Origin of the sequence: Novimethylophilus kurashikiensis (genome assembly GCF_003112435.1) — a bacterium.
Classification (GTDB): Bacteria; Pseudomonadota; Gammaproteobacteria; order Burkholderiales; family Methylophilaceae; genus Novimethylophilus; species Novimethylophilus kurashikiensis.
Map to the genome: position 1 here is coordinate 245,957 of NZ_BDOQ01000019.1, position 23,787 is coordinate 269,743.

A 23,787-nucleotide genomic window follows, 5' to 3' on the forward strand; every position below is an offset into this window, starting at 1 on the left:
CCGATGAAGCGCGGCCTCCGGCCGATTCCTGTGCAGGAGACCGCCTAACTCATCATTTCATCCACATGTACTGCTGGTGCTGCATCATGTGATCCATCATCATCTGCTGCATGGGCATGTATTGATCCATCATGTACTGGCGCTGCTTTAATTGCTCCGGGGTGAGCTTGGAGTAATAACCGCCCATATGTCCCCACCCCATCATCGGCCCGCCCATCATCATGCCGGATCCCATTCCATGACCGCCCATACAGCAGCCCATTCCGCCACCCGGCCCCCACATGCCGTGCATCATCTGCATGTTGTTCTGCATCGTGGACCAATGCTCCTGGAGCAGTTTCTGCCGCTCCTGAGGATCTTGAGTCTGGCGGATATTGTCCATTTGCTCCTGCATCTTTTTCATGTTTTCCTGCACCTGCTGCATCTGCTTATCGAACTCCTGCACATTGGGAGCCGCCGGTTTTACCTGAGTGCTTTTGTCGGCGGCCAGCGCCTGCGGGGCGAGAACGGGCATGGTCGAGAACACAATGGCCGACAATGTCGCTGCTAAGATCGTCTTGTTCATTTGGCATCTCCTAAACGGTTATAAATACACGCTACGTACCGCGAAAGGATCGATCAATTGCGCTTCAGATCCTCGCGCTTCTGAAGAAACTCGTCGCGGGGGATTTCTCCCTTGGCGTATGACTCCTCAAGATAGTCCATCGCTGTCTTGCCCGTTGCCTTGAGCGAATCACTCGGCGGCGATGGTTTGGAATTCATGTAATTGACGGCTACCACCACGAGCAGAATGATGACCAGCCAGAAAAGCCCCATCCCGAACCAGCCCCACCAAGGCCCCATCCCGTAACCCCACATCATGATGCTGTTCCTTTCTGCTGGTTTCGTCCAAGATATTGTCGTTCTTGGTGTTTAGCCCGATTAATTGCCGGCGTGCTGTTGAATGACCACAATACTACGGTTGTGAATTTACGCAAGTAACAAGCTTAAAGTAAAAATGGGCATCGATCTTGCGCGCACTGAGTCTCTAGGGAAGTGCCGCCATCACCCGCTTTAGCCGCTGCCGCACCTCGCCTGCCAGCTGCGTGATCTCCGGTTTACCCACCAGATCAAGCACCGCGTTCGGGTCCATGAATTCGACATGAACCTTGCCTGCATCATCCTCCCGTACGACCACGTTGCAGGGTAATAGCAGCCCGACTTGCGGCTCGGCGGTCAGCGCCCGATGCGCGAGCGGGGGATTGCACGCCCCGAGGATGCGGTAGGGCGGCATATCCGTGTTGAGCTTCTTTTTTAGCGTTGCCTTGACGTCAATGTCGGTCAGCACGCCGAAGCCTTCCTTCTGCAATTCCTCGGTCACTCGCTGTAACGCCATATCGAAAGAGAGATTCACTGTCTTGCCAAAACCATAGTTGCTGTTCATCTTTAATCTCCATGCGGCCCTATATTAAGAAAGTGATCGGGACGTTCAGCTCTAGGAACGCAAAATTGAATGCTAAGTCACAACGAACAGCCCGGTGGTTTTTAATATCAAATTAGCTTGCTCCATTTTTTTGATGGTGTTCCTATGCTGGCCCCAATATGCGAATCCCGGTTTGGTATGAAACAGTCGCCTCATAGCAATGTGGACTCCTTGCCAATGCTCGCGCCTCCACCGAATCAGCTACGCCTTCCGCCATCCCAACCTGCCCGCAAGCCGTTTGCCACCGCCAACAGTTCACTGGTTTCGTGGGCGAGAACCGTGAATGCAACACTCAATACTCCTGCAAGTGCTGATGGGATCAGTACCGCCAGCACGAGCAAGGAAAAAACGATATTCTGGGCACTGACACGTCGGGCCATACGCCCCAAGTGCAGGGCTTCGGCCACTTTGCCGAGATCGTCGGCCATCAGCGCCACGTCTGCCGCCTCGATGGCGGCATCGCTGCCAGCCACGCCCATTGCCACGCCACATGTCGCCGCCGCCAACGCCGGAGCATCATTCACCCCGTCCCCTACCATCAGCACGTGACCGTGGCGCCGCTCCAATTCCTGTACCGCTTCCACCTTCTGGTCCGGCTTGAGAGCCGCCCGCACTTCGTCGATACCGAGTGCCGCCGCGACAGCGTGCGCCGTACGCTCATTGTCGCCGGTAAGCATGACGACGCGCATCCCTTGGGCATGCAAGTCATCGACAACCTCCCGTATTCCGGCACGTACGCGGTCTTGCAACGCAATTGCGCCTCGTACACCATGGCTGTTGCCTAGCAGCACGACGGTTTTCCCTTGTTCTTGCCAATCCTTGATAATTGCGCACGAACCAGCCAAGTCCACACCCAGGCCGACAAATAGTTCGGAATTGCCAATGTGCCAGGTTTCTCCCGCGATCTCTCCTTTGGCGCCCGCGCCAGCCAGTGCCTCGAAAGCCGCCACCTCAGGCAGAGCAATGCCACGCGATCGCGCCTCTTCCAACACGGCGCGGGCCAGCGGATGCTCGGAAAACCTCTCTAACCCGGCGGCGAGGCTGATCAGCTCGTCGGCATTGCCTTGCAGCGGCAGCACATCGGTCACCGCCGGCTCGCCATGTGTCAGGGTTCCGGTCTTGTCGAAGGCCACTACCTTGATCATGCCCAAATGCTCCAGATGGGCGCCACCCTTGATGAGGATTCCGCGCCGCCCGGCCGAGCCGATGCCGGCAGCCATGGCCACTGGGGTGGACATCACCAGGGCGCAAGGTGCCGCCGCCACCAGTAGTAGCACGGCGCGCAACGCCCAGTCGTCCGCCGGCAGCCCGAACAGCCACGGTACTGCCAGGAATAGCGCGGAGACCGCCAGCACCGCCGGCGTGTAACGCCGGCCAAAACGTTCGATCCACTGCTGGGCGCGGCCCTTGCGTTCCTGGGCTTCCTCCACCAGATGGATGATCTTGGCCAGAGTATTGTCGGCAAAGGTCGCGGTCGCTTCTATCTCCAGTGCGCCTTGCCGGTTGATGCTGGCGGCGAATACCTTCATTCCCGGTCCCTTGTCCACCGGCACCGACTCGCCCGTTACCGGTGATTCGTCCAGGCTGGAATTCCCCACACGGATGATGCCGTCCGTTGGCAACGCCTCGCCGGGGCGCACCACAAAGCGGTCACCCACGCGCAGCGTCTGCGCCAGCACCGTCTCTTCCTTCCCGTCCCTCAGCAGGCGTGCCTCCTTGGGCGCCAGATCGAGCAACGCGCGGATGGCGGTGCGGGTGCGCGCGTAGGTGTATTCCTCGGCGCCTTCCGCCGCGCTGTAAAGGAACACCAGTGCCGCCGCCTCGTCCCACAACCCGAGCAATGCGGAGCCGATGGCTGCCGCGAGCATCAGGATATCGATGCCGATTGCGCGTTCGCGCACCAGTGCTTCCAGCCCTTCGCGCACCCAGTAATAGCCGCCCACAGCGATAGCCAAAAGATACATGCCTACCTCCATGCCCTTGCCGGTCAACCCCCAATGAGCAGCAAGGTACCCAGTCCCCGCCAGCAGACCGCTGACCAGGGCGTTGCGCAGCGGCGGGAAACGCCACCATGGGCCGCTGAACCCATCCTGACCATGGTTGCAAGTGCAGCCATTTGTCGGCTTCGCTTGTTCCGTCGCGGGCATGGCTATCCCCGGATAGGCGTTGCCGCCACGATGTCGGTTACGTAAATCCAGCCCGCTTCGGCTTGCCCGGTGCGAGCGGCGCGTTCGATAATACCTACCAGTTCATCCACCTGGATATCCTCGCAGATCAGTTCCAACTTGGATTCGTTGATAATCGCCTCGGCCAACTCGATGGAATAGTGCTGCTCCTTCGCGTCCAACGCCTTCAGCAGGCTTTGTACCGGGATGACATTGATATTGCGGCAGCCAGCATTCGCGGTGCATTGGCCCGACTCCTTCAGCGCGCGAATCACATCAGCGATACGGTAGTTGTGGATATAAGCCTTGATTTCTTTCATGTTAATTCTCCGGTTCGTGGCAGTGGGGCAACCCGTAATGGGCTGCCCATGCGGGTTTATTTTGCCTGTTTGCGTTCGCGGCGGTTTTCCACCCACTCGTACATCAACGGCAACAACAGCAGCGTCAACGCGGTCGAAGTGAACAGTCCGCCCACCACCACCGTTGCGAGTGGGCGCTGGGTTTCCGCTCCGACGCCTTGCGACAGCAGCATCGGCACCAGACCGAAGATGGCGATGGACGCCGTCATCAGTACCGGCCGCAAGCGCAGTGCCGCGCCCTGCCTGACCGCTTCCCTGACCGGTAGCCCTTGTCGTCGCTGGTCGTTGAGAAACGATACGAGGACAATGCCGTTCAGCATCGCCACCCCGAACACGGCGATGAAGCCGATGGCCGAGGGCACCGACAGGTACTGCCCGGTAATGAACAGGCCGATCACGCCGCCGATGGTCGCGAACGGCACGTTGGCGATGATGAGCGTGGCGTAGGTGAGCGAGTTGAACGCCGTGTAGAGCAGGATGAAGATCAGCCCGATGGTGAGCGGCACGATCACCGCGAGCTTGGCCATGGCGCGCTGCTGGTTCTCGAACGCGCCGCCCCATTCGATCCAATAGCCGGCCGGCATTTTCACGTTGCGCTGGATGCGCGCCTGCGCCTCTTTCACGAAGCCGTCCACGTCACGACCCTTCACGTCCATCTGGATCACCGCATAGCGTTGCAATTGCTCGCGCCGCACAAAGGAATAGCCCTCGTCCAGATCCACCGTCGCCACGCTGGAAAGCGGCACCAACACGCCGGCGCGGGTGCGGATCGGAATGTTGTTGATGGCTTCCACGCTGTTGCGGAAGTCGGGGGCCAGCCACACCTGGATGTCGAAGCGTTTCACCACGTCGATCAGGGTGGATACCGCCTTGCCGCCGATGCCGGCCTGCACCACCTCCAGGATGTCGTCGGCATTCATTCCCAGACGCGCCGCCGCCTCGCGGTTGACCTTCACGATCATCTGCGGCTTGCCCTTGTTGGCCTCCAGCGAAAGATCGGCCACGCCCGGTACCTTGTCCAGCACAGACTTGATTTCGGCGGACAACCGGTCGAGCGTGACCAGATCCTCGCCGTAGAGCTTCAGGGCCAGCGTGGCGCGCACGCCGGAGATCAGTTCCTCGACGCGCATCTGGATCGGCTGGGTGGCGGCGATGACTGCCGTTGGCACCTGATTCTCCAACTTTTCCTGCATGTCCTTGGTCAATGCTGGGTAGGAAAGCGGCTGCGGCCATTGATCATGGGGTTTCAAGTCCACCAGGATTTCCATGTAGTTGACGTCCGCGGTCTCGCCTTTTTCTGCGCGGCCGATCATGGCAACGACCGAATTCACCTGGGGGAACCGCTTGAGCGTGGTTTCGATCCCTTCGGAAATATGGATCGATTCTTCCAACGAGGTGGAGGGAATCGTCGTCACCCGGAACATGATGCCGCCCTCCTGCAAGGTCGGCATGAACTCCTTGCCCAGGACGGGAAACAGCGCCAGCGTGCCTATCAGCAGCGCCAGCGCGCCGCCGATCACCTTGCGCTTGTTCTCCAGCGCCCAATCCAGGAGCGGCAGATAGAGTGCCTTCGCCCAGCGCACCAGAAAGGTGTCCTTTTCCTGCTTGGGCTTGAGGATCAGCGAACTGAGCACGGGCACTAGAGTGAGCGTCAGCAGCAGCGAGCCGATCATGGCGAAGGTGATGGTGAGCGCCATGGGCTTGAACAGCTTTCCTTCCAGCCCGGTCAGGGAAAACAGCGGCAGGAACACCACGATGATGATGAGGATCGCGAAGGCGGTCGGATTGATCACCTCGCGCGCCGCCTCCAGGATCACGTGGGTCTGGTTGACCGTTTGCCCCACCTTGTGGCTGAGCAGGCGGAAGCCGTTCTCCACCATCACCACGGCGCCGTCCACCATCATGCCGATGCCTACGGCCAGACCGGCGAGCGACATCAGATTGGCCGACAGCCCCCATTGCTGCATCAGGATGAAGCCGATCAGCATGGCGAGCGGCAGGGCGAGGATCACCACGATCGCGGAGCGCATTTCGCCCAGGAACAGGAACAAAATGATGGCCACCAGGATGGAACCCTCGACGAGGGCGCTTTCGGCGGTCTTGACCGCCTTCTCGACCAAGTCGGTGCGGTCGTATACCGGCTTGATCGTGGCGCCTTCTGGCAGCGCCTGCTGCACGGTCTTCAACTTATCCTTGACGCCATCCACCACGTTCTTGGCGTTCTCGCCGATACGCTGCAGTGCCATGCCCAGCACCACTTCCTCGCCGTTCTTGGTCACCGCACCGCTACGCAAGGCCGGCCCTTCCTTGATCTCAGCCACGTCGCGCACATAGACGGGCGTGCCTTCGCGCTCGGTGACGACAATGCCGCCAATGTCCTGCGTATTGGCGACCAGGCCCAGCCCGCGCACCAGATATTGTTCCCGGCCCAGATTGATGTATTGCCCGCCCACCTGGCGGTTATTCGCGGCCAACGCTTCCATCACTTCCTTGAAGGTCAGCCCGTACTTGATCAGGCGCCGCGGGTCGATCAGGACCTGGTACTGTTTCTCGTTGCCGCCCCAGGACATGACGTCGTCCACGCCGGGCGCGGTGCGCAGCACGAGCCGCACGCTCCAGTCGTGCAGGGTGCGCAGATCCATGCCGGAGAGCTTCTTGTCGGCTGATTCGACGGTGTACCAGAACACCTGCCCCAGGCCTGACGTATTCGGCCCGAGCACGGGCTCGCCGTAGCCTTCCGGGATGCGGCCCTTGGCCTCCTGCAGCTTTTCGCTGACCAGCCGGCGCGCGAAATAGATGTCCACATCGTCCTTGAAATACACGCTGACGTAGGACAGCCCGAACAGGGAAACGGAGCGGATTTCCTCTACGCCGGCCAAGCCCGCCATGACGCCTTCCACCGGGAAGGTGAGCAGCTTCTCGACATCCTCGGCCGCAAGTCCCGGCGCTTCCGTGTAGATGTTCACCTGCACCGGGGTCACGTCGGGGAAGGCATCCACCGGCACCTCCTTCCAGGCTTTCACGCCCAGCATCAGCACCAGGACGAAGGCGACCAGCACCAGAACCTTGTAACGCAGGGAAAGATCAACGATTTTGTTTAGCATGTGATTCCCCCGTTAGTCGCTTTCGCCAATCTGCGACTTCAGTGCCCGCGCCTTGAGCGCATAGGCGCCGCTGACGACGATCAACTCGCCGGGCTTGAGTCCGGACTTGATCACGACGCCGGCGTACAGCCTTTCTCCAAGTTCCACGCTGCGCGGCTCGAATCCGTCGGCATTCCGCATGAACACGGACGGAATGCCCTGCATCAGTACTACCGCATCGGGCGGAACAACAATGGTCTCGATGGCACCGGACGTCGCAATGGCGGCATTGGCGAACATCTCCGGCTTCAGTCGCCCATCCGGATTGCGTACTTCGACACGCGCCTTCACGGTACGCGTTTCCTTGTCCACCGTACTGCTGATGTAGGTAAGGCGCCCCTTGAAGGATTCGTTGGGATAGGCGGACACCGTCACAACGGCTTCTGTCCCAGGCGCAACCTTGCCCAGGTCCTTTTCAAACAGATCGGCCTCGATCCAGACCACCGACAGGTCGGCGACGGTAAACAGCGACTTGTCTGGCTGCGCCAACTCGCCGAGCACCGCCTCCTTTTCGATGATGGTGCCGGAGAACGGGGCCGTCAGTGCGAAACTGGACACGGCCGAACTGCTTTCCGCCGGCGCGACACCGAGCATGCGCAACTTGTCCCGCGCGGCCCGCAGAGCAGTTTTGGCTTTCTCGTTTTCCGCCCGTGCGTTCAGATAGTCTTTTTGCGTGACGATCTGCTCGCTGTAAAGATTATCGATACGCGCAAAATTGGCCTGCGCCAAGCGCGCTTCACTTTCAGCCTGAAGGTAGGCGGAATGCGCCTCGCCCAGTTCGATGCTGTCGATCTGGGCAAGCGTCTGCCCCTGCTTCACCTGCTGGCCGAGGTTCGCGGTCACCCGGATAATGCGCCCGGCCACGCGCGGCGCGACATGGGCCAGCCTGTCGCGGTTGGGCTGAATTGTCGCCGTCACGGCAATATGGTCATGTACTTCCTGCTCGGCGACCTCCTCGACTTTGATGCCGGCTGCTTCGATCTCGGCGTCGGTCAGCTTCAGCGCCTCGCCTTCGGCGGGTTTGGCTTCGCCTTCCGGTTGCTCCGGCGTTGTTTGCTCGCTTTTTTTCGTCGTTTGCTCTTGCGTGCTGCCGGCAGATTGCGGCGGCTCAGCCTTGCCGCATCCTGCAATGGTCAATGCCATCAGGGTAATCCATGCCAGCGGCAGGAATCTGTTCGAAATGCTCATTGTTGTTGCTCCGTCGTTTGTTGGGGCTGGGATTCAAGCAGCGAATCGGATGTGGCGGCCGTCCAACCGGCGGCCTGTTCCAGATCGACGCGCGTTTGCGCCAGTTCGATCAAGGCGTCGAGCCCGTCGCGGCGACCGTCTATCGACTGGCGGCTAACGACCAGCAAATCGATCAGGCCGATCTCGCCGGCATTGAAGGCCTTGGTCGCCAAGCGCTGGTTTTCTTCCAGGCTGGGTAAAATGGTTTCGTTGAGGCGCTGAACGCGCTCGCGCAGGCTTTCCAGCTTGCGCCAGGCTGCGATGACCTGGGCTTTGGCTTCCCGGTCGGCCGCGGTTTTTTCGATTTCGGTCTGGGTCAGGTCCGCCATGGCGCGGCCGATGCCCGTTGCATTGCGCCGGAAGAGCGGCAGCGGAATCGAGACGCTCAGTCCGGTCAGGTTCTCGCGGGTGCCCGCTGGGCCTTCCTGCCCTGCACTCAAGCCCAGCGTAACGTCGGGATAGACTGACGCCCGTTCCAGTGCCAGCCGGGTTTGTGCCGCCTGGCTGCGGTGTTCCAGTGCCTGGAGTTGAGCCCGACTGGCGGTGCTGCTCAGCAGATCGTCCAGCGAATAAGCGGCATGCTGCCGCTGCAGGTCGCCCGCGACCTCCGGTAATTGATCGGGCGGCAATTGCAACAGGGTGGCCAGATCGGCACGGGCATCGATCAATTGCTCCTTGAAGGCAACAATCTGGTTGTTGGCACGGCCGACCTCGACCGAAGCCAGGTTGCCTTCGAGTTTGGTGTCCTCCCCGACGCGCACCCGCTTCTGCACGGCTGCCGATGCTTCCTGGATCAGACGGATAGTGTCCGTTTCGATCCCGATGCGCGACTGCAGGCCGAGTACGCGGACAAAGCGCTTCTCGACTTCCGCATGCAGTTGACGGCGCGTTTCTTCATAAGTGGCCTTCGCTGCGGCGAGTTCCTGCTGCGTGGCGGCACGGCGATAGCCTTGTTGCCCGGCCAGCTCGAAGGTTTGCGCAATGCCGATATTCCATTCCCGGGCATTCTGCGATGACGGAATCTGCCGTCGCACCAGATCGCCTGAAAGTTGGGGGTTGTTCCATAGGACTGCCCGGGCGTCCGTTGCCGCCCCTTCAAAGGCGGCAATATTGGCCTGGGCCGCACGCAGCGATGGATTGGCCTGTTCGGCCAGTTGCCAAGCCTGCTCCAGGGTCAGTGGTGCGGCCATGGCAGGCAGTACGCAAAACGACAGGAGTACGCCGACAAGATGGCGCATGAATGCCGACGTGCCTCGCACGCCGGCGATATCAGTGGGGTCAAACAATTTGAAGCTCCTTCTCAAACGCGCAGGGCTAAGCCTGCGCGATAACGCAACCGAAAAAAGGTCAGGTCAGAGAAGGATGGCGGGGTGGGTGGTAGATGCTTTCCGGGGTGAACGAGACTGCGGCTTCGTCCATATTGGGGATCGGTGTCGTAGAGTTGAGTATTCGGGCGGTCGAGAAATGATCCGAGATCTGCCCAAGCAGGTGGCTCAAGGCATGGCAGCAATGATGCCCGGCAAGACCGCAATCATGCGATCCAGATTGCGCCGGAGCAGTTTTCTGAAAGACAAAGGAAGAATTCTCGGATTGCTCGTGAGCCGCCTCAACGCCAAGACTGAACGCCCAGCACTGTACGTTTGCCGTAAAGACAAGAATCAGCAGCAAGGCAATGCGGCGGACAAAACGACTCATGGCGTCGAGTTTACCCAAGAAAGTACGGGCAGGCAATTTTCGTGAAATGCCCATAAGTTGCATGAACATTCAGGCCCCACCGAACACGATTGCTCGCCAGACAATTTGGTGAGTAGTTCAGTCATGGTTATTTGAGCGATATAGCTCGAAATTAGGTGATCAATTTAATGAAACTGGGCGATCTGATGGCACATGGTAGAGAAGAAGAGATGAACATTGATGGAGTATTACTAGCAGATGTCCGACCACTTACTCTACAAGAAGCTACCACCACTGATTGGGAGAAGAAATGTAGTGTTGATTATGCTGAGCGTGCACTTCATGATGTGAAATCGCTAGCGATTCAGATATCTACAGCAATGGGACGTCAGATATACGGGAATAACCCATTTGGAGCACCTTCTCATGGCAGGTATTCTGCCCAAGACTTGGGCAATGAGGCGGGAGTTTAAAGGTCCGAACTACACGGGAAACTGAAAGCAGAATCCAAATGTATATAGGCTTGCTGCCACTTATGATCAAAACGAGTGGCTAGAAGGCAAAGCCAACTAACTCTCCTATCAAAGCAGTGTGGCATCCATGCAATGTTTCAGCAACCTCGTGGAGTCTTGAAACTAGCTCTATTGATGACTCATTGTCATGAACGAAGACACGCTGCACTTCATCAAGTGCGCTCACCACAACCATAGTTTTCAGTGGCTTTTTCTTCAACCCTGCATGCGCAATAACTTCTTCCATCGTTGTCTGTTTTGCAGAAGACTTTTCTTTGTCTCGATCACCAGCTTTTGTAACAGGATATCTAAAATAAGTGCTAGATGAATCTATTTCATGAACGTTTTCAATAAGAGAGTCAAAGCCTTCAGGAAAACTCCAATCTGTCCTTGTATTTTCTGCCAAATATTCCTGATTATCTGATAGCAGGAACTTTAGGTAGTTGTAGAGAGGGCTGATTCTGTGCTCGTTGTACATTGGTTTCCACAAACCTTCGACCAGTACATATGGTTCTCCGTGATATGGATTCTTCCCATAGGGAACTCGTAGGTGTCTGTGAAAAATGATAATCGATGCTTTCAGGTACAACTCAATTGCATGACGATAAAGGTAACTAATAGGTAGATGCCCGTGAAACGGAGAGATGCCACCTTCGGCGGTGCGCAGAATGTCTGCCGCTTCTCGAAACGAGTCGGCAACTGCACCAAATCCATTATCTAAATGTTTATCAAGAGGGGTAAACAGGCTAAACATTTCACGGAGTTCCAGCAGTTTTTATAAGACCGATCGAATAAGGGGGGCGGATATCCACTCTTTGTTGGAAAGTATGTAGTCAATCATTACTGATGTCTGCCAGAAAGAGCGCTACGTTTGAATTCACCGGCCTTGCGCGGTTTTATGCGCAAGGTGCGATGGAATAAGAGCTTATACCTCAATCGATTTTTACATAGAGATTTGAGTTTACTTCCGGCAATATGGGCTCCGAAGTGCCTGTTGAAACACCTATCAGATAAATGATTCTTGGCCCACCGTGACGCAGAGCATTGTTCTTCACGGCTTGAACTTTAGCCGGATCAAGTTCTAAGTCGAAGCCCCTAAAGTAGCGGCCGACAAGTTGATACGATAAAGGCACGCCAAACTTATGTAGTTCGGTTGAGAACTTACCTTGCTGTACTGCTATTCCAGCAGGAAGGCATACACAGTGGGTGAACGGTTGAATAATTCCATAGCGCCGACGGTAATAGTGGTCTTCGAATTGAACAGACCAATTGTCCATGCATGACGATACATTGTCGTAGTCGTAGAGCATGAGACGAGCGGACGGTACGTTTGAAATAATTCGTTTGAGTTGACTAGATTTGGTAGCGGAAAAGGTATTTTTTCCAATGTCACGCTTCTTTGCTTCTAGTAATCCAACTCCTTCCAGCGTTTCGCCTGCCCAGGTTGTTAGGCGGACGATTACGCCAATATCACCATAGGTTACTTCTTCAGGAAGCCGCAGTTTTCGAACGTCCCAAAGAATCTTGAATGGTCGATCAAGGCCCTCAAGCGACACCGCTCTGTGACGGGCGAAAAGATTTTCTGTGAGCGTAAAAGATATGTGATTTTCATCCCAAGAATATGGGTAGCATGTCCGTATCGAATCTCTAATTGAAATTTCTAGTTCGTGAAAGAACTCAGCGTAATCCATTGGGTGATTTCCTTTGAGATCTAACGTCTGACATAAGGGTAGCGCTTTAACGCGTCCCGCTTGATGGATTGGGTGCGCATTTTCACGGTAGCCCTACAATTGAAAGTGCATTCATGAGTGTGGCATTGGCATGAGTGAAGTTGCTCAACTGCCCCTGAATTCCATATGCCCACTTTGCGCCGTGAAAAAGGTTGTTGCGAAGCCGATAGACAACAATAAGAAGCGCGGCAACGCAATCTGCTGGGTTGGTGTTTTCGCCCTTTAGTACAGCGTAAATTAAGTCTCGGCAATCATTTGGCCGAAGATTTAGGCCGTGCAAGTAGTCGGTTTCCACACCGTTTGCGTAATACCGTTGTTGAAAGTACTGAAGGCTTTCAGAAAACGGTTCGGTAGCGAGACGGTCTTGCGCTAACCACTTATGAGTAAGTGCGAGAATTGCGTGGGAAGAACCGCGTGTTGAGAGGGCGCGAGCCTCGAAGAAGCTCCACAGCAGTGCAAAGTGGGTAATAGCATCGCGCTCTTGCTGCGATAACACATCGAAGCCAGGAGCATTTTGCTCGAGCCACAGTATTGGATTCATGTCGCCCAACGTTTGAAATCACCGGCGCTGACGGCTTTATCGCGCAGCGACGGGTGGATTGAAGGGTTGGGCGTCATATTGTTTCTACAGGTCGGCGACAATAGACTCAACACCTGCGACCATTGCAGCTGCATCTTGTGCTGTATATTGAGTCCAATCTCCATGGGCGGCCTTGTTTCCAATCTCGGCCCATGCTGTGATTTGTTTCTGTTTGGCCATGTTGTATGCGCCCGCCTTGGATAGCTCGGCGTTCATGCGATCAAGCTTGCCTTCAGTTACGTCAAACTTGCTTGCCAAGTCCTTGAGCGCTGACTCAAGGGAAACTCTGGCTAGGATGCAAGCTGGGTCTTTATATCCCGAGGCCAGCAACTCTTTAGCTTGAGAAAGCGCGTCTGAAAGTACCTCCGCCTTTGCGAGAGTGCGAATGTGAAACAGGTAACCGCCTTCATAATCTTCACGGGCTGCACGAAAGATGCCGTAGCTGTCTGAAAAGTGGGACTCCCACCCCTCAAACTTTGAGTAGTGCTCCGAGAAATTCTTGTAGTGAACGCTGGACTCCCCAAACGTACGATGGAGAAGATTTAGGACATTTGTCGCCCATTCCTTATAGCGGTCAGATGGAACCTTGTAGTACGGCTTACCTTCGGTTGATACGAATTCAACAGCTTTTGCTGCAAGCACAGCCTCGGCCTTTGTATTGAGTTCGCCAAAACGTCGAAGGACTATTGGATCAAGAGGCATAAGGTGATTCCGAAAAGTAGTTCATGACGCCCAACAGTTATTGCACGGACCGGTTCGTCCGCATAACGATAAGGAAAGGATTGTGGATAGCATCTGACTTTTCCTTTTATTTCTTGAGGTTAGCTGAAGCTCTGTCCGCATAATAATAATTAGTAAATCCGGACGCAATCGTATCAAGCTCAACCCTATTCAACTTGATAGGGCTAGGGTAATTACGGTTCTTTTTACTCCCTTTTTTGTTCCATTTGGAACATTTCTGCTCTCTACCGGCTGCAACCAATTAAGAAAGGATGGAGATGCTGGTTGAGGTAGTCCTGAACCTGACCCAAAATTATTTACTCCTGAAGCCAAGCAGCCATATTGCAGCTAGTTGTTCTGGAGTTCTGCTTCCGACCCAAAGCGGACGATCAACGTTTGAATTAAGGGGCTGGCGTTAGCCAGTCCCGCTTGAATGATGGGTAAGAGTTTAATTGCATGATGGTATGAAGTATTTACCTTTATTAGTTATTGTTTTTGCCCTTTCTAAAAGAGCCGAGTTTTGAGTTTCTAGTGATTTTTCTAACCTAGCACCATTCCTTAAAGAGTCTTGAAGGTGCAGAAGCCCTAGCGACTGCTCCATGCGCACATATTCAAGAGCCTCTTTGTTACATCCTTCAATTAGCAGTTGCTCCAAACTATCATAAGACTTAATTCTGTGAAGTTCGTTAAATGCCTCCATGTCTTACCATGCTGAAATAAAGGCAGTTCGTGTATTTTTTGTTGCGAAATAACCCGTAACTAGGAACGTGGCAAATACGGCTAACACAACAATCAGAGCAAGCTTGATTTGTTTCTTCACGGTGAACTCTAACGTTTGAGATAAGGAGCGCAGCGCTCCAGCGCAGCGCCCGACTTGATGGATGGGTTAGAGGTCATTGGTCGCATTCTGGATTAAACACGACAAAGTGAGGTGCGCCAGTGAAATATCGGTCTTTATCGGATAGATGTTCATGCTCCCATGATTTCCCACAAGTCTCTATCCTGCTTGCACAGTTTTCGAGGAACTGGGCAATACGACGCAATTCTTCAGGGGTGGCGATGAGAGTGATTTCCGCCAACTCGGCCGGAACAATTTCTTCGATATCAAGACCTTCGTCAGCGTAGCCGTGGATTTTCACAGTGACCTCTAACGTTTGACATAAGGAGCGCGCTTTAGTGCGTCCCGCTTGATGGATGGGTGAGCCACAAAATCTCTCATGAAGGGAAACCTTGGGCAAGAGACTTTTTGCGCCAATAAATTGACAACTCAGGGTTGGCAACTAAATTTGGGCCACCCGCTGCATAGAGACTGCTTAAATTATTTGAGGCCAAGCTATAACCTTGATGAGCAGCTAACTCATACCAATGCACTGCAGACGAACCGTCCATGCATACGCCAATGCCTAAGTGATACATGCTTGCAAGATAACATTGGGCCTCAGCATTACCATTTTCAGCTAACGGTACGATAAGGCTAAGTACCTTCGAATAGTCGCCTGTAGCCTCTGCTTTTGCCTCAGCTTTCTGAAACTCAACGCTTTTTAACAGACTCATGCTTCGAAGGGGCTAACGTTTGACATAAGGGGCGCGCTTTAGCGCGCCCCACTTAATGGAGAGGTTAGGATTCATTTTCCCATCCTTTCATATACTCGGGTTCAAGGTCAGGGTGAATGCGATAAAGAGGGCCTAATAAATCAATTTGGATGGTACCCAATACGCTGGCAATGGCTTTTTTGAGTTGTTCGAACTCAGCAGGTGGCGATAGCTCTTTGGCTATATCAAGCACGTGTCCAATGTCTTTAATATAGGCCTCTCCGGATTTGCTTATCGCAGAAGCTAATTCTTTCGAGACAACCATTTTTGAAGTCCTAACAGGTATTACCCGGACCTGTGCGTCCGTATAACAATAATGGAGTGGTTGTGGATAACATATGCCTTTTATTTTTATTTCATGAAGTTAGCTGAAGCTCTGTCCGCATAATAATAATTAGCAAATCCGGACGCAACCGTTCAACGGCAGACCCTATTTACCTTGATAGTATTTAATGAGATGTACGTCTGCTTCTGGCCGATAGCGGAAAATTGAAAGAGTCCAGGTGGTATGAATCCAACCGTCTTCTAGCCCAGACTTGTTCCAAATGGAACATCCCCAATTCGATAAGCTACAGACAGTTCTATCACTATTCCAGAGTAGCTTGAGGTAGTCCTGAGCCTAGCCGAGATTATTTGCTCCTGAAGCCAAGCAGCCATATTGCAGCCATTTGAATCCATCTAATCTCTAGCATCAGCCAGATCATTATCGGTATCCATTGGTCCCACATTGGTTATCGCTCCTTTTGTTCTTATTCTTGTTCACGATCCAGCATCGTCCCTAGCTGCGATAGCAACCAGTATCAACCAGCATCATGAATCACAGTAGTAACAGGTAGCACGTTGATCACTGGAACCCATGAGGTAGCTGGATTACCAGCAACAGCCATTCATCATCAAGCAACTACTGGACACTATCAGTATCAGCAACTCATCTTCGGCTTCGCCGAAGCAGGCGCTTTGCGCCTGGGCATCTGTTGGTGATTGATGATTCTTAAGTGCTCTTTATAGGGATGATTAGAGGATGTAACTTGCCTTTACCAGGCAAGCTACATAAATGGGCATAGGTATATGACCTTCGGAAGTACTTCACTTGGTAGCTGCAAAAGCAGCGGGGGCGGTTGGCCGATCTCCCACTTGTTACCAGACTTATCCAACGGCAGGCACCCCGAATCCAGTGAAGCGAATTGGAGGCCTCGGAAGTTATCGTTGCAATAGAGCTTCCATCGTGAACCTTTAGGGTCCTTTTCGAAACTTTCTCTTCGTCCGGCGCGGTATTGCCATTTCTGCGTTTGCCAATGGTTACCGGGATGGTCCTTACCGCCTATCGCCTGAAGATCTAGCTTCTCATAGATTATTTAGGCGTCCTCGATGACGATTTCCCAGAATTTCGCAAAATATTTGTCGCCATGGGACGCCTACTTGACTACGCTCAGCCGATTATTTTCTCGCCCTTCTCAAGAACTTATAATTGATTCGACTTCCAGACGTTTCAGTACGGCGCGCATATCGGGATAACTTTCACGAATGATCGTTCTCAGGACCTCATCTTCCATTTGCACACCTTCAGCCGTGAGGATATCTTTCGCACGTACATGCATTCTTTCCATTACCTCAGTATTGGCATGAGTGTGCGTAAAATCGATCGGTTGCAGCCGAGAATGCAACGCTTTACTCAGCTTGCTGATGTCATTCACGGTGAACACGAACAGGTTGTGGCCGGATATGGGATGGCGTGTATTTCGAGATGCTGCATCCAGCTTGGGACAGCTACGCAGAGGATGGGTTGAAAGACAATTTCCGCAGCTGTGTGCTTAAGGTCAGCAGTCCCGGCGGCAGCTTGCTGATTCCCGGTGATATCGAAGCCGATGCCGAGGCGAGCCTGTTGACAGATCGGTCGTTGGACTTGCACGCCGACGTGCTCGTCGCGCCGCATCATGGCAGCAAGACTTCTTCGACTGAGGCATTTATTAATGCCGTGCGCCCTTCCATTACGGTCTTTACCGTCGGCTATCGCAACCGTTTCGGACATCCAAAGCCGGAAGTGGTGGAGCGCTATCTCAATAGGGGCATACGAACTTATCGTTCTGATCAGGATGGCATGGTGATGGTGGACTTCCGGCTGCAAGGTGTTTCGGCCGATTCCTGGAGGCAATCCCGGCCTCGCTATTGGCTTGCCGAAAGCCCTGATGCGCGTTAAAGTAGCGCGAATTTTTAACGACAAATCCAGAATCTATGTGGACTCTTATCCAAGCCGCCGGCTGGCCCATCTGGCCCCTGATCATATGCTCGGTGATTTCGATTGCCATCATTTTCGAACGCTTCGTGGCATTGCGCGAAAGTGTAGTTGCGCCCAAGACCTTGCTGCCTGAAATCCAGGCTACGCTCAAGCAGGGCGGCATCAGCAAGGAAGCCTGCGCCCGGCTCGAAGCGCATTCCCCGCTCGGTGAAATCTTCTCCAGCGCACTCTGCAACGCCAATACTTCTCGCGAAGTAATGAAAGAGGCAATCGAGGAAACCGGCCGAGCCGTCACGCACAAGCTGGAACGCTACCTCACGACGCTCGGCACGATCGCTACGGTGAGTCCGTTGCTTGGCTTGCTGGGTACCGTAATCGGCATGGTGGAGTTGTTCGGCGCCTTTACTGCGACGGGGCATGATGTTGCCATGTTCGCCCGCGGTATTTCTGTTGCGCTCTACAACACTGCGATGGGTATCGTGGTAGCCGTTCCCAGCATGATTTTCTACCGCCATTTCCGCGCCAAGGTGGATAGCCTCATCGTCGAGATGGAGCAGGAAGCCATCAAGCTGGTGGAAATCCTTCACGGCGAGCGGTAGAGCCTATTCCTACGATAAACGAAAGATGCGTTTGAACACAAAAGGGATGGATGCAAGGCGCAACGCGCAGCGAATGGTTGTTCCATTCGCGAGTGTTGCAACGCCGCAGATGCCCTTTTGTGTTCAAACCCCTTCTTTTGGTTTTTGTTATTACGGGGCCGGCCATGCATTGCGCGCATGGCGTTGTTACTCGCCGCTTGTTTGGATGACCAAACCGCGCGCCTCTTGCCTAGCCCTGCGCGCAATGCATGGCGGGCGCACATTCGTTTATCGTAGGAATAGGCTCTAACATGAATTTCCGTCGCGGCAGAGGGCATGAGGACCTGGAAATCAACCTGGTCCCGCTGATCGACGTGTTGCTGGTGATCATCATCTTCCTGGTGGTGAGCGCCACCTTCTCGCGGATCAACGAACTGCAGATCAACTTGCCGACGGCCGATGCCAACCAGCAGCAGGAAAAGCCGCTGGTGATCAACGTTGGCATCGATGCCAACGGCAAGACTTCGGTCAACAATGCCGACGTGCCGGAGCGCACGGTAGAGAACCTCACCCTGGCCCTGCGCAAGGCGGCTGGCAACGGCAAGGAGCCCACGGTCATCATCAGCGCCGATGCACAAACCACACATCAATCCGTCATCAACGTCATGGAAGCCGCCCGTCAGGCTGGCTTGACTCACGTCACCTTTGCTACGCAAAGCGCCGGATCTTAATGCAAATGCCGCCCCTCTGATGGGTGGCAGCATTTTGTTGTCTTTTTATCATGTCCGCACCCAATCAATCTGACGCCAAGTCCATGTATTTCCGCTTGCTGGGCTACGCCTGGCGGCATTGGCCGGTATTCCTCCTCAGCGTTTTTTCACTGGCTATATTTTCGGCCACCAACACGGGATTCCTGGCTTCTATCAAGACGGTGACGGATCAGGGCTTCGTCAAGCAGGACCCGGCAAAACTCAGCATGCTGCCGTGGATGCTGTTCGGATTGCTGACGCTGCGCGCGTTGGCCGGCTTCATTTCCAGCTTTAGCATGCGATGGGTGGCGCGGCGCGTGGTGGAGCGCATTCGTCTCGACGCGTTTGCCAAGCTGATGACCTTGCCTGTCAGCTTCTTCGATGCGCATTCTGCCGGGGTCGTGACCTCCAAGCTGACATACGACACCGAGCAGATGACCAAGGTGTCGACCAACGTCGCCATTTCCCTGGTGCGTGACAGCCTGACCATCATCGGCATGATCGGCTACATGCTTTACCTGGACTGGCGCTTGACGCTGGTGTTCGCTTTCATGGCACCGCTGATTGCGTTGTACCTGCGGCGCATGACGCCGGTGCTGCGTACTGCCGGCAAGACTGTGCAGGAGAGCGTCGGCAGCATGACGCGGATTTCCGAGGAAGCCGTGAGCGGGAGCCGGGTCGTCAAGATTTTCGGCGGCGGCGATTATGAGTATCGTCGATTTGCGGAAGCCGTCGGCCTTAATCGGCGCATGCAGATTCGTCTCGGCCGGATATCCGGCATCAACAGCATGGTGGTCGAGGTCATCGCGGCCTTGGCACTGTCGCTGATCGTGTTTTATGCCGTAGGTAAATTCAGTGCGGGCGGGTTTGCAGCGTTTATCGGCGCGGTGCTGATGCTGATCGCTCCGGTCAAGAGTCTGACCAATCTCAACGAAGACCTGCAAGTCGGCCTGGCTGCCGCGCAAAGCGTGTTTTCGCTCATCGACACCACGCCCGAAGAGGATGCCGGCAAGCAAACCTTTGATCGCGTTCGCGGCGAGATCGAGTTGCGGCATGTCACCTTGCGCTATGAAACGGCCAAGCGCGATGCCCTGCACGACGTGAACCTGATTGTAAAACCGGGTGAGAAGATCGCGTTGGTGGGGCGCTCTGGTGGCGGCAAGACTTCTTTGGTCAATTTGCTTCCGCGTTTTTACGAACTGCAAGAGGGGGAGATTCTACTCGATGGCGTTAACGTCAAGGATTTGAGCCTCGCTAGCCTGCGCTCCCAGTTCGCCTTGGTGAGCCAGGATGTCACTCTCTTCAACGATACCGTGTTCAATAACATTGCCTACGGCACGTTGCGCGGCGTCAGTGAGTCGGAAGTCATTGCCGCTGCGGAAGCGGCTTACGCGTGGGACTTTATCCAGCAATTGCCGAACGGCTTGCAGAGCGAAATCGGCGACCGCGGCGTGCGTCTTTCCGGCGGCCAGCGTCAGCGCCTCGCCATTGCCCGCGCCATTCTCAAGAACGCACCTATCTTGCTGCTTGATGAGGCAACCTCGGCGTTGGATACCGAGTCGGAAAAACATGTGCAAGCGGCGCTGGATCGCCTGATGCAAGGCCGTACCACACTCATCATCGCCCACCGCTTGTCCACCATCGAGAATGCCGACCGCATCCTGGTGATGGAAAAAGGCCAGATCATCGAGATGGGCAGCCACGACGAACTGCTGGCCAAGGACGGCCACTATGCCGCACTCTACAGGCGCCAGTTCCATTAAATTTTCCGATTGGCTGCAAGGACAGTGGCAGCGTTTCACGCCTTGGCAGTTGCTTTTGCTGCCTTTTGCCGGGCTGTTCTTCGTGCTGACGACAATCAGGCGCGGGTTGTATAAGGTGGGAGTGCTGCCGAGCGTGACCTTGCCTGTACCGGTCGTGGTTGTCGGCAATATAACGGTGGGCGGCACTGGCAAGACGCCTTTGGTGCTGTGGCTCGCAGCATTCCTATCATCCCACGGATATCGCCCCGGCATCATCAGTCGCGGCTACGGCAGCAAGAATGCGGCCCCTCAAGCAGTGCTGCCTGACAGCGATCCTACGTTAGTCGGCGACGAGCCAGTGCTGCTTGCACAAAGATCGGGTTGTCCAGTTTGGGTGAGCGCTAATCGAGCCGAAGCTGGACGGGCTTTGCTGGCGCAGTTTCCGCAATGCGATGTTATTTTGAGCGATGACGGTCTTCAGCATTATGGGTTACGTCGTGCGATGGAAATCGTCGTCGTCGACGGTGCGAGACGATTCGGTAACAAGCTGTTGCTTCCTGCTGGGCCTTTGCGTGAGTCTCGTGCCCGGCTGACAAAGGTCGATGCGGTGGTCATCAATGGTGAATCGACCACCGCTGGCGAATATGCCATGAGATTATCTGGCGATCGGTTCCGCAATTTGTGTGACGATCGAATTGCGACTCCGCACGATTTCGCTGGCAAGAAAATCCATGCGCTTGCTGGTATCGGCAATCCATCGCGATTCTTTTCGCATCTAAGGGAACTGGGACTGACGTTTGCCGAGCATCCGTTTCCTGACCATTATGCGTTTACGCCGCGAGATGTGCGGTTTGAGGATGCAGATGTGGTGCTGATGACCGAAAAGGACGCGGTAAAATGCCAGGCTTTCGCTCCGGCTGAATCGTGGGCGTTGGTGGTAGATGCCCTGCTGGATGATGCATTGGGCCGCAAGGTGCTGGAAAAATTGAGGAAATAACGATGGATGCCAAACTGCTTGAAATTCTGGTTTGCCCGCTATGCAAAGGGCCGCTTGTCTATAAAAAGGATGAACAAGCGCTGATCTGCAAGCCGTGTCGCTTGAGCTACCCGATCCGCGACGGTATTCCAGTGATGCTTGAAGACGAAGCCCGCCAATTGCCGCCGGATGAAGAGGTCTAGATGGCCGCTTTCCATGTTGTCATTCCGGCCCGATACGCTTCCATGCGGCTTCCCGGGAAACCTTTGTTGGACATCGCTGGTGAGCCCATGGTGGCACATGTTGCCAAGCGGGCGCAGGCGAGCGGGGCGGCATCGGTGATTGTTGCCACGGATCACGTGGGCATAGCAGAAGCGATGGCCGTGCGCGGCATCGAGGCAGTGATGACCAGGGCAGATCATGTCTCCGGGACCGACCGGATCGCTGAAGTGGTGGCAATCAAGGGTTGGAGTCCGGTTGAGAATGTGGTGAACGTGCAAGGCGACGAGCCATTGATCGACCCGGTGCTGATCCGCGAGGTGGCGGAAAACCTGGAGTCTCATCCTGATGCCTCCATCGCTACAGCTTGCCATCCTCTAATTGAAGCTGAGGAAATGTTTAATCCCAATATCGTCAAAGTCGTGATGGATCGGTTGGGGCATGCCTTGTATTTCAGCCGTGCGCCGATCCCTTGGCCACGCGATGCGTTTGCGGATAGCCGGAATGCGATCCCTGCGGGACTGCCAGTTTTCCGGCATTTAGGCATCTATGCTTATCGCGTCGAATTCTTGCATGCCTATGCTGGGTTGCAAACAGCACCTATCGAGCAATTCGAGTCGTTGGAGCAATTGCGTGCGCTATGGCATGGATACAAGATTAGTGTCGTCGTTACTGCCAATGCCCCAGCTGCTGGTGTCGATACCCCCGCCGACCTGGAGCGCGTGCGCGCCATTATGGCTCCGGCCTAATATTCCAAGTATTCTAATTCTGGCTGTATTTCAGTAAGCTGGCTGACTATCCGAAATCAGGGAGTCTGCCATGAGCCATCCAAAAAATGCCTTCTACGCCCAGTCCGGTGGCGTCACTGCGGTCATCAACGCCTCGGCTTGCGGCGTGATCGAAACGGCGCGCAAGCACTCGGACAAAATCGGCAAGGTTTACGCCGGGCGCAACGGTATTGTGGGCGCCTTGACCGAAGATTTGATCGATACCAGCCTTGAATCGGATGCTGCGATTGCCGCATTACGCCATACGCCGGCTGGCGCCTTCGGGTCTTGCCGTTACAAACTCAAGGGCCTGGAAGAAAGTCGCGCCGAGTATGAGCGATTGATCGAGGTCTTCAAGGCGCACGATATCGGCTATTTCTTCTACAACGGTGGCGGCGACTCAGCCGATACCTGCCTCAAGATTTCTCAACTAGCCGACAAAATGGGCTATCCCATCCAAGCGATTCACGTGCCCAAAACGGTGGACAACGACCTTCCGATTACCGATTGCTGCCCCGGATTTGGTTCTGCAGCCAAGTACATTGCCGTCTCCGTTCGCGAAGCCAGTTTCGATGTCAGTTCCATGGCTAAAACCTCGACCAAGATTTTCGTTATGGAAGTAATGGGGCGGCATGCCGGATGGATTGCCGCGGCGGGAGGGTTGGCTTCGAGCGAAGACTGCGATCTCCCTATCGTGATTCTGTTTCCAGAAGTGGTGTTCAACCGCGAGAAGTTTCTCGACAAGGTCAACGAAAAGGTCAAGCGGTACGGCTACTGCTCGGTAGTCGTCTCTGAAGGCGTGAAAACACCCGATGGTGAATTCCTCGCCGATTCCGGTATGAAGGATGTGTTCGGCCATACACAGTTAGGCGGTGTGGCGCCGGTTGTGGCTACGATGATCAAGGATGCTCTGGGTTATCGTTTCCACTGGGCGGTGGCGGATTATTTGCAGCGCGCCGCACGCCACATCGCCTCCAAAACCGACGTCGAGCAAGCGTACGCACTGGGCGAAGCCGCAGTCGAACTGGCGATACAGGGTGAGAATGCAGTGATGCCTGCCATTATTCGAAAGTCGGATGTGCCGTATCAATGGGAGATGGGTAAGGTCAAGCTAAACGATGTTGCCAATATCGAGAAGAAGATGCCGTTAAGCTTTATCAGCGAAGACGGCTTCGGCATTACCGAGGCGTGTAGAAAATATTTGCAGCCGCTTATTGCAGGCGAGGACTATCCTCCCTATAATGGCGGGCTTCCGAGTTACATTCGGTTGAGAAACGAAGCGGTCTCCAAGAAGTTGGCTGCAGAGTTCAAGGTTGGATAAATTTTGAGTTTGTCTTGACCGACCGTAAATGATC

At 55.0% G+C, this 23,787-nt stretch carries 26 protein-coding genes; 9 read left to right on the forward strand and 17 right to left on the reverse strand.

All coding sequences use genetic code 11. The annotated features are described in order from the left end of the window. Nucleotides 1-52: 52 nt before the first annotated feature. The 9 genes from NMK_RS16410 to NMK_RS18360 all read right to left on the reverse strand — a co-directional run bounded on the left by NMK_RS16410 (nt 53) and on the right by NMK_RS18360 (nt 10,120). Nucleotides 53-565, reverse strand: coding sequence for a hypothetical protein (locus NMK_RS16410; protein ID WP_109016843.1), 513 nt, complete (start codon nt 563-565; stop codon nt 53-55). Nucleotides 566-618: 53 nt separating this feature from the next. Next, nucleotides 619-861, reverse strand: a complete 243-nt coding sequence (locus NMK_RS16415; protein ID WP_109016844.1) for an SHOCT domain-containing protein — start codon at nt 859-861, stop codon at nt 619-621. A 166-nt stretch (nt 862-1,027) separates the two neighbouring features. Continuing rightward, nucleotides 1,028-1,393, reverse strand: coding sequence for a DUF302 domain-containing protein (locus NMK_RS16420; RefSeq protein ID WP_227871539.1), 366 nt, complete (start codon nt 1,391-1,393; stop codon nt 1,028-1,030). Between the two features lie 266 nt (nt 1,394-1,659). Beyond that, a complete protein-coding gene (locus NMK_RS16425) occupies nt 1,660-3,609 on the reverse strand; it encodes a heavy metal translocating P-type ATPase (RefSeq protein ID WP_109016846.1) in 1,950 nt (649 codons plus the stop codon). Nucleotides 3,610-3,611: 2 nt separating this feature from the next. Next, entirely contained in the window at nt 3,612-3,947 is a 336-nt protein-coding gene (locus tag NMK_RS16430) for a P-II family nitrogen regulator (protein WP_109016847.1), read from the reverse strand. A 56-nt stretch (nt 3,948-4,003) separates the two neighbouring features. Further along, the gene (locus NMK_RS16435) at nt 4,004-7,090 is read right to left on the reverse strand and encodes an efflux RND transporter permease subunit (protein WP_109016848.1); all 3,087 of its coding nucleotides are present in this window, start codon (nt 7,088-7,090) and stop codon (nt 4,004-4,006) included. A gap of 12 nt (nt 7,091-7,102) precedes the next feature. Next, nucleotides 7,103-8,317, reverse strand: coding sequence for an efflux RND transporter periplasmic adaptor subunit (locus tag NMK_RS16440; protein ID WP_227871540.1), 1,215 nt, complete (start codon nt 8,315-8,317; stop codon nt 7,103-7,105). Then, the gene (locus NMK_RS16445; protein WP_227871541.1) at nt 8,314-9,642 is read right to left on the reverse strand and encodes a TolC family protein; all 1,329 of its coding nucleotides are present in this window, start codon (nt 9,640-9,642) and stop codon (nt 8,314-8,316) included. The genes NMK_RS16440 and NMK_RS16445 overlap by 4 nt, the downstream gene beginning before the upstream one ends. 61 nt (nt 9,643-9,703) lie before the next feature. Next, on the reverse strand, nt 9,704-10,120 hold the full coding sequence (locus NMK_RS18360) for a hypothetical protein (RefSeq protein WP_146187227.1): 417 nt from the start codon (nt 10,118-10,120) through the stop codon (nt 9,704-9,706). Between the two features lie 98 nt (nt 10,121-10,218). Between NMK_RS18360 and NMK_RS18365 the strand changes: the two genes are divergently transcribed. Beyond that, the gene (locus NMK_RS18365) at nt 10,219-10,503 is read left to right on the forward strand and encodes a hypothetical protein (protein ID WP_146187228.1); all 285 of its coding nucleotides are present in this window, start codon (nt 10,219-10,221) and stop codon (nt 10,501-10,503) included. A gap of 79 nt (nt 10,504-10,582) precedes the next feature. Here the strand turns inward: NMK_RS18365 and NMK_RS16455 are convergent, their stop codons facing one another. The 8 genes from NMK_RS16455 to NMK_RS18375 form a co-directional block, all read right to left on the reverse strand. Further along, nucleotides 10,583-11,296 carry a hypothetical protein gene (locus tag NMK_RS16455; RefSeq protein WP_109016851.1) on the reverse strand — a complete coding sequence of 238 codons (714 nt, stop codon included), beginning with the start codon at nt 11,294-11,296 and terminating at the stop codon, nt 10,583-10,585. 178 nt (nt 11,297-11,474) lie between these two features. Further along, complete coding sequence (locus NMK_RS16460; RefSeq protein ID WP_109016852.1) at nt 11,475-12,233, reverse strand: hypothetical protein; 759 nt, start codon at nt 12,231-12,233, stop codon at nt 11,475-11,477. Nucleotides 12,234-12,315: 82 nt separating this feature from the next. Next, nucleotides 12,316-12,813 carry a hypothetical protein gene (locus tag NMK_RS16465; protein WP_109016853.1) on the reverse strand — a complete coding sequence of 166 codons (498 nt, stop codon included), beginning with the start codon at nt 12,811-12,813 and terminating at the stop codon, nt 12,316-12,318. An 84-nt stretch (nt 12,814-12,897) separates the two neighbouring features. Continuing rightward, nucleotides 12,898-13,554, reverse strand: a complete 657-nt coding sequence (locus NMK_RS16470) for a DUF4145 domain-containing protein (RefSeq protein ID WP_109016854.1) — start codon at nt 13,552-13,554, stop codon at nt 12,898-12,900. Nucleotides 13,555-14,465: 911 nt separating this feature from the next. Then, complete coding sequence (locus NMK_RS18370; RefSeq protein ID WP_146187229.1) at nt 14,466-14,711, reverse strand: Imm32 family immunity protein; 246 nt, start codon at nt 14,709-14,711, stop codon at nt 14,466-14,468. A gap of 76 nt (nt 14,712-14,787) precedes the next feature. After that, on the reverse strand, nt 14,788-15,126 hold the full coding sequence (locus NMK_RS16475; protein ID WP_109016855.1) for a tetratricopeptide repeat protein: 339 nt from the start codon (nt 15,124-15,126) through the stop codon (nt 14,788-14,790). Nucleotides 15,127-15,190: 64 nt separating this feature from the next. After that, on the reverse strand, nt 15,191-15,430 hold the full coding sequence (locus NMK_RS16480; protein ID WP_109016856.1) for a hypothetical protein: 240 nt from the start codon (nt 15,428-15,430) through the stop codon (nt 15,191-15,193). A 1,189-nt stretch (nt 15,431-16,619) separates the two neighbouring features. Then, nucleotides 16,620-16,859, reverse strand: a complete 240-nt coding sequence (locus tag NMK_RS18375; RefSeq protein ID WP_146187230.1) for a hypothetical protein — start codon at nt 16,857-16,859, stop codon at nt 16,620-16,622. A 50-nt stretch (nt 16,860-16,909) separates the two neighbouring features. Between NMK_RS18375 and NMK_RS16485 the strand changes: the two genes are divergently transcribed. The 8 genes from NMK_RS16485 (at nt 16,910) to NMK_RS16520 (ending at nt 23,753) form a co-directional block, all read left to right on the forward strand. Next, nucleotides 16,910-17,362 (forward strand): ComEC/Rec2 family competence protein, encoded by a 453-nt coding sequence (locus NMK_RS16485; protein ID WP_109016857.1) that lies wholly within the window; start codon nt 16,910-16,912, stop codon nt 17,360-17,362. 35 nt (nt 17,363-17,397) lie between these two features. Beyond that, on the forward strand, nt 17,398-18,000 hold the full coding sequence (locus tag NMK_RS16490) for a MotA/TolQ/ExbB proton channel family protein (protein ID WP_109016858.1): 603 nt from the start codon (nt 17,398-17,400) through the stop codon (nt 17,998-18,000). Nucleotides 18,001-18,290: 290 nt separating this feature from the next. Further along, nucleotides 18,291-18,710: an ExbD/TolR family protein gene (locus NMK_RS16495; protein ID WP_109016859.1), complete on the forward strand. Its 420-nt coding sequence runs from the start codon at nt 18,291-18,293 to the stop codon at nt 18,708-18,710. Nucleotides 18,711-18,760: 50 nt separating this feature from the next. Beyond that, the gene (msbA, locus tag NMK_RS16500) at nt 18,761-20,491 is read left to right on the forward strand and encodes a lipid A export permease/ATP-binding protein MsbA (RefSeq protein ID WP_109016860.1); all 1,731 of its coding nucleotides are present in this window, start codon (nt 18,761-18,763) and stop codon (nt 20,489-20,491) included. Further along, entirely contained in the window at nt 20,460-21,467 is a 1,008-nt protein-coding gene (lpxK, locus tag NMK_RS16505) for a tetraacyldisaccharide 4'-kinase (RefSeq protein WP_109016861.1), read from the forward strand. The genes msbA and lpxK overlap by 32 nt, the downstream gene beginning before the upstream one ends. 2 nt (nt 21,468-21,469) lie before the next feature. Continuing rightward, on the forward strand, nt 21,470-21,649 hold the full coding sequence (locus NMK_RS16510; protein ID WP_109016862.1) for a Trm112 family protein: 180 nt from the start codon (nt 21,470-21,472) through the stop codon (nt 21,647-21,649). After that, nucleotides 21,650-22,414 carry a 3-deoxy-manno-octulosonate cytidylyltransferase gene (kdsB, locus tag NMK_RS16515; protein ID WP_109016863.1) on the forward strand — a complete coding sequence of 255 codons (765 nt, stop codon included), beginning with the start codon at nt 21,650-21,652 and terminating at the stop codon, nt 22,412-22,414. A gap of 70 nt (nt 22,415-22,484) precedes the next feature. Next, on the forward strand, nt 22,485-23,753 hold the full coding sequence (locus NMK_RS16520; protein ID WP_109016864.1) for a 6-phosphofructokinase: 1,269 nt from the start codon (nt 22,485-22,487) through the stop codon (nt 23,751-23,753). The last annotated feature ends 34 nt before the right edge of the window (nt 23,754-23,787 follow it).

What these genes read in the sequence shown, in the direction of transcription:
- NMK_RS16410 (WP_109016843.1), bottom strand. Translation starts at nt 565, where the DNA reads ATGAACAAGACGATCTTAGCAGCGACATTGTCGGCCATTGTGTTCTCG.
- NMK_RS18360 (WP_146187227.1), bottom strand. Translation starts at nt 10,120, where the DNA reads ATGTTCATGCAACTTATGGGCATTTCACGAAAATTGCCTGCCCGTACT.
- NMK_RS16455 (WP_109016851.1), bottom strand. Translation starts at nt 11,296, where the DNA reads ATGTTTAGCCTGTTTACCCCTCTTGATAAACATTTAGATAATGGATTT.
- NMK_RS16460 (WP_109016852.1), bottom strand. Translation starts at nt 12,233, where the DNA reads ATGGATTACGCTGAGTTCTTTCACGAACTAGAAATTTCAATTAGAGAT.
- NMK_RS16485 (WP_109016857.1), top strand. Translation starts at nt 16,910, where the DNA reads ATGCTGCATCCAGCTTGGGACAGCTACGCAGAGGATGGGTTGAAAGAC.
- NMK_RS16425 (WP_109016846.1), bottom strand. Translation starts at nt 3,609, where the DNA reads ATGCCCGCGACGGAACAAGCGAAGCCGACAAATGGCTGCACTTGCAAC.
- kdsB (WP_109016863.1), top strand. Translation starts at nt 21,650, where the DNA reads ATGGCCGCTTTCCATGTTGTCATTCCGGCCCGATACGCTTCCATGCGG.
- NMK_RS16440 (WP_227871540.1), bottom strand. Translation starts at nt 8,317, where the DNA reads ATGAGCATTTCGAACAGATTCCTGCCGCTGGCATGGATTACCCTGATG.
- NMK_RS16435 (WP_109016848.1), bottom strand. Translation starts at nt 7,090, where the DNA reads ATGCTAAACAAAATCGTTGATCTTTCCCTGCGTTACAAGGTTCTGGTG.
- lpxK (WP_109016861.1), top strand. Translation starts at nt 20,460, where the DNA reads ATGCCGCACTCTACAGGCGCCAGTTCCATTAAATTTTCCGATTGGCTG.
- NMK_RS16465 (WP_109016853.1), bottom strand. Translation starts at nt 12,813, where the DNA reads ATGAATCCAATACTGTGGCTCGAGCAAAATGCTCCTGGCTTCGATGTG.
- NMK_RS16470 (WP_109016854.1), bottom strand. Translation starts at nt 13,554, where the DNA reads ATGCCTCTTGATCCAATAGTCCTTCGACGTTTTGGCGAACTCAATACA.
- NMK_RS16490 (WP_109016858.1), top strand. Translation starts at nt 17,398, where the DNA reads ATGTGGACTCTTATCCAAGCCGCCGGCTGGCCCATCTGGCCCCTGATC.
- NMK_RS16430 (WP_109016847.1), bottom strand. Translation starts at nt 3,947, where the DNA reads ATGAAAGAAATCAAGGCTTATATCCACAACTACCGTATCGCTGATGTG.
- NMK_RS18365 (WP_146187228.1), top strand. Translation starts at nt 10,219, where the DNA reads ATGAAACTGGGCGATCTGATGGCACATGGTAGAGAAGAAGAGATGAAC.
- NMK_RS16510 (WP_109016862.1), top strand. Translation starts at nt 21,470, where the DNA reads ATGGATGCCAAACTGCTTGAAATTCTGGTTTGCCCGCTATGCAAAGGG.
- NMK_RS16475 (WP_109016855.1), bottom strand. Translation starts at nt 15,126, where the DNA reads ATGAGTCTGTTAAAAAGCGTTGAGTTTCAGAAAGCTGAGGCAAAAGCA.
- NMK_RS16495 (WP_109016859.1), top strand. Translation starts at nt 18,291, where the DNA reads ATGAATTTCCGTCGCGGCAGAGGGCATGAGGACCTGGAAATCAACCTG.
- NMK_RS16520 (WP_109016864.1), top strand. Translation starts at nt 22,485, where the DNA reads ATGAGCCATCCAAAAAATGCCTTCTACGCCCAGTCCGGTGGCGTCACT.
- NMK_RS16480 (WP_109016856.1), bottom strand. Translation starts at nt 15,430, where the DNA reads ATGGTTGTCTCGAAAGAATTAGCTTCTGCGATAAGCAAATCCGGAGAG.
- msbA (WP_109016860.1), top strand. Translation starts at nt 18,761, where the DNA reads ATGTCCGCACCCAATCAATCTGACGCCAAGTCCATGTATTTCCGCTTG.
- NMK_RS16415 (WP_109016844.1), bottom strand. Translation starts at nt 861, where the DNA reads ATGATGTGGGGTTACGGGATGGGGCCTTGGTGGGGCTGGTTCGGGATG.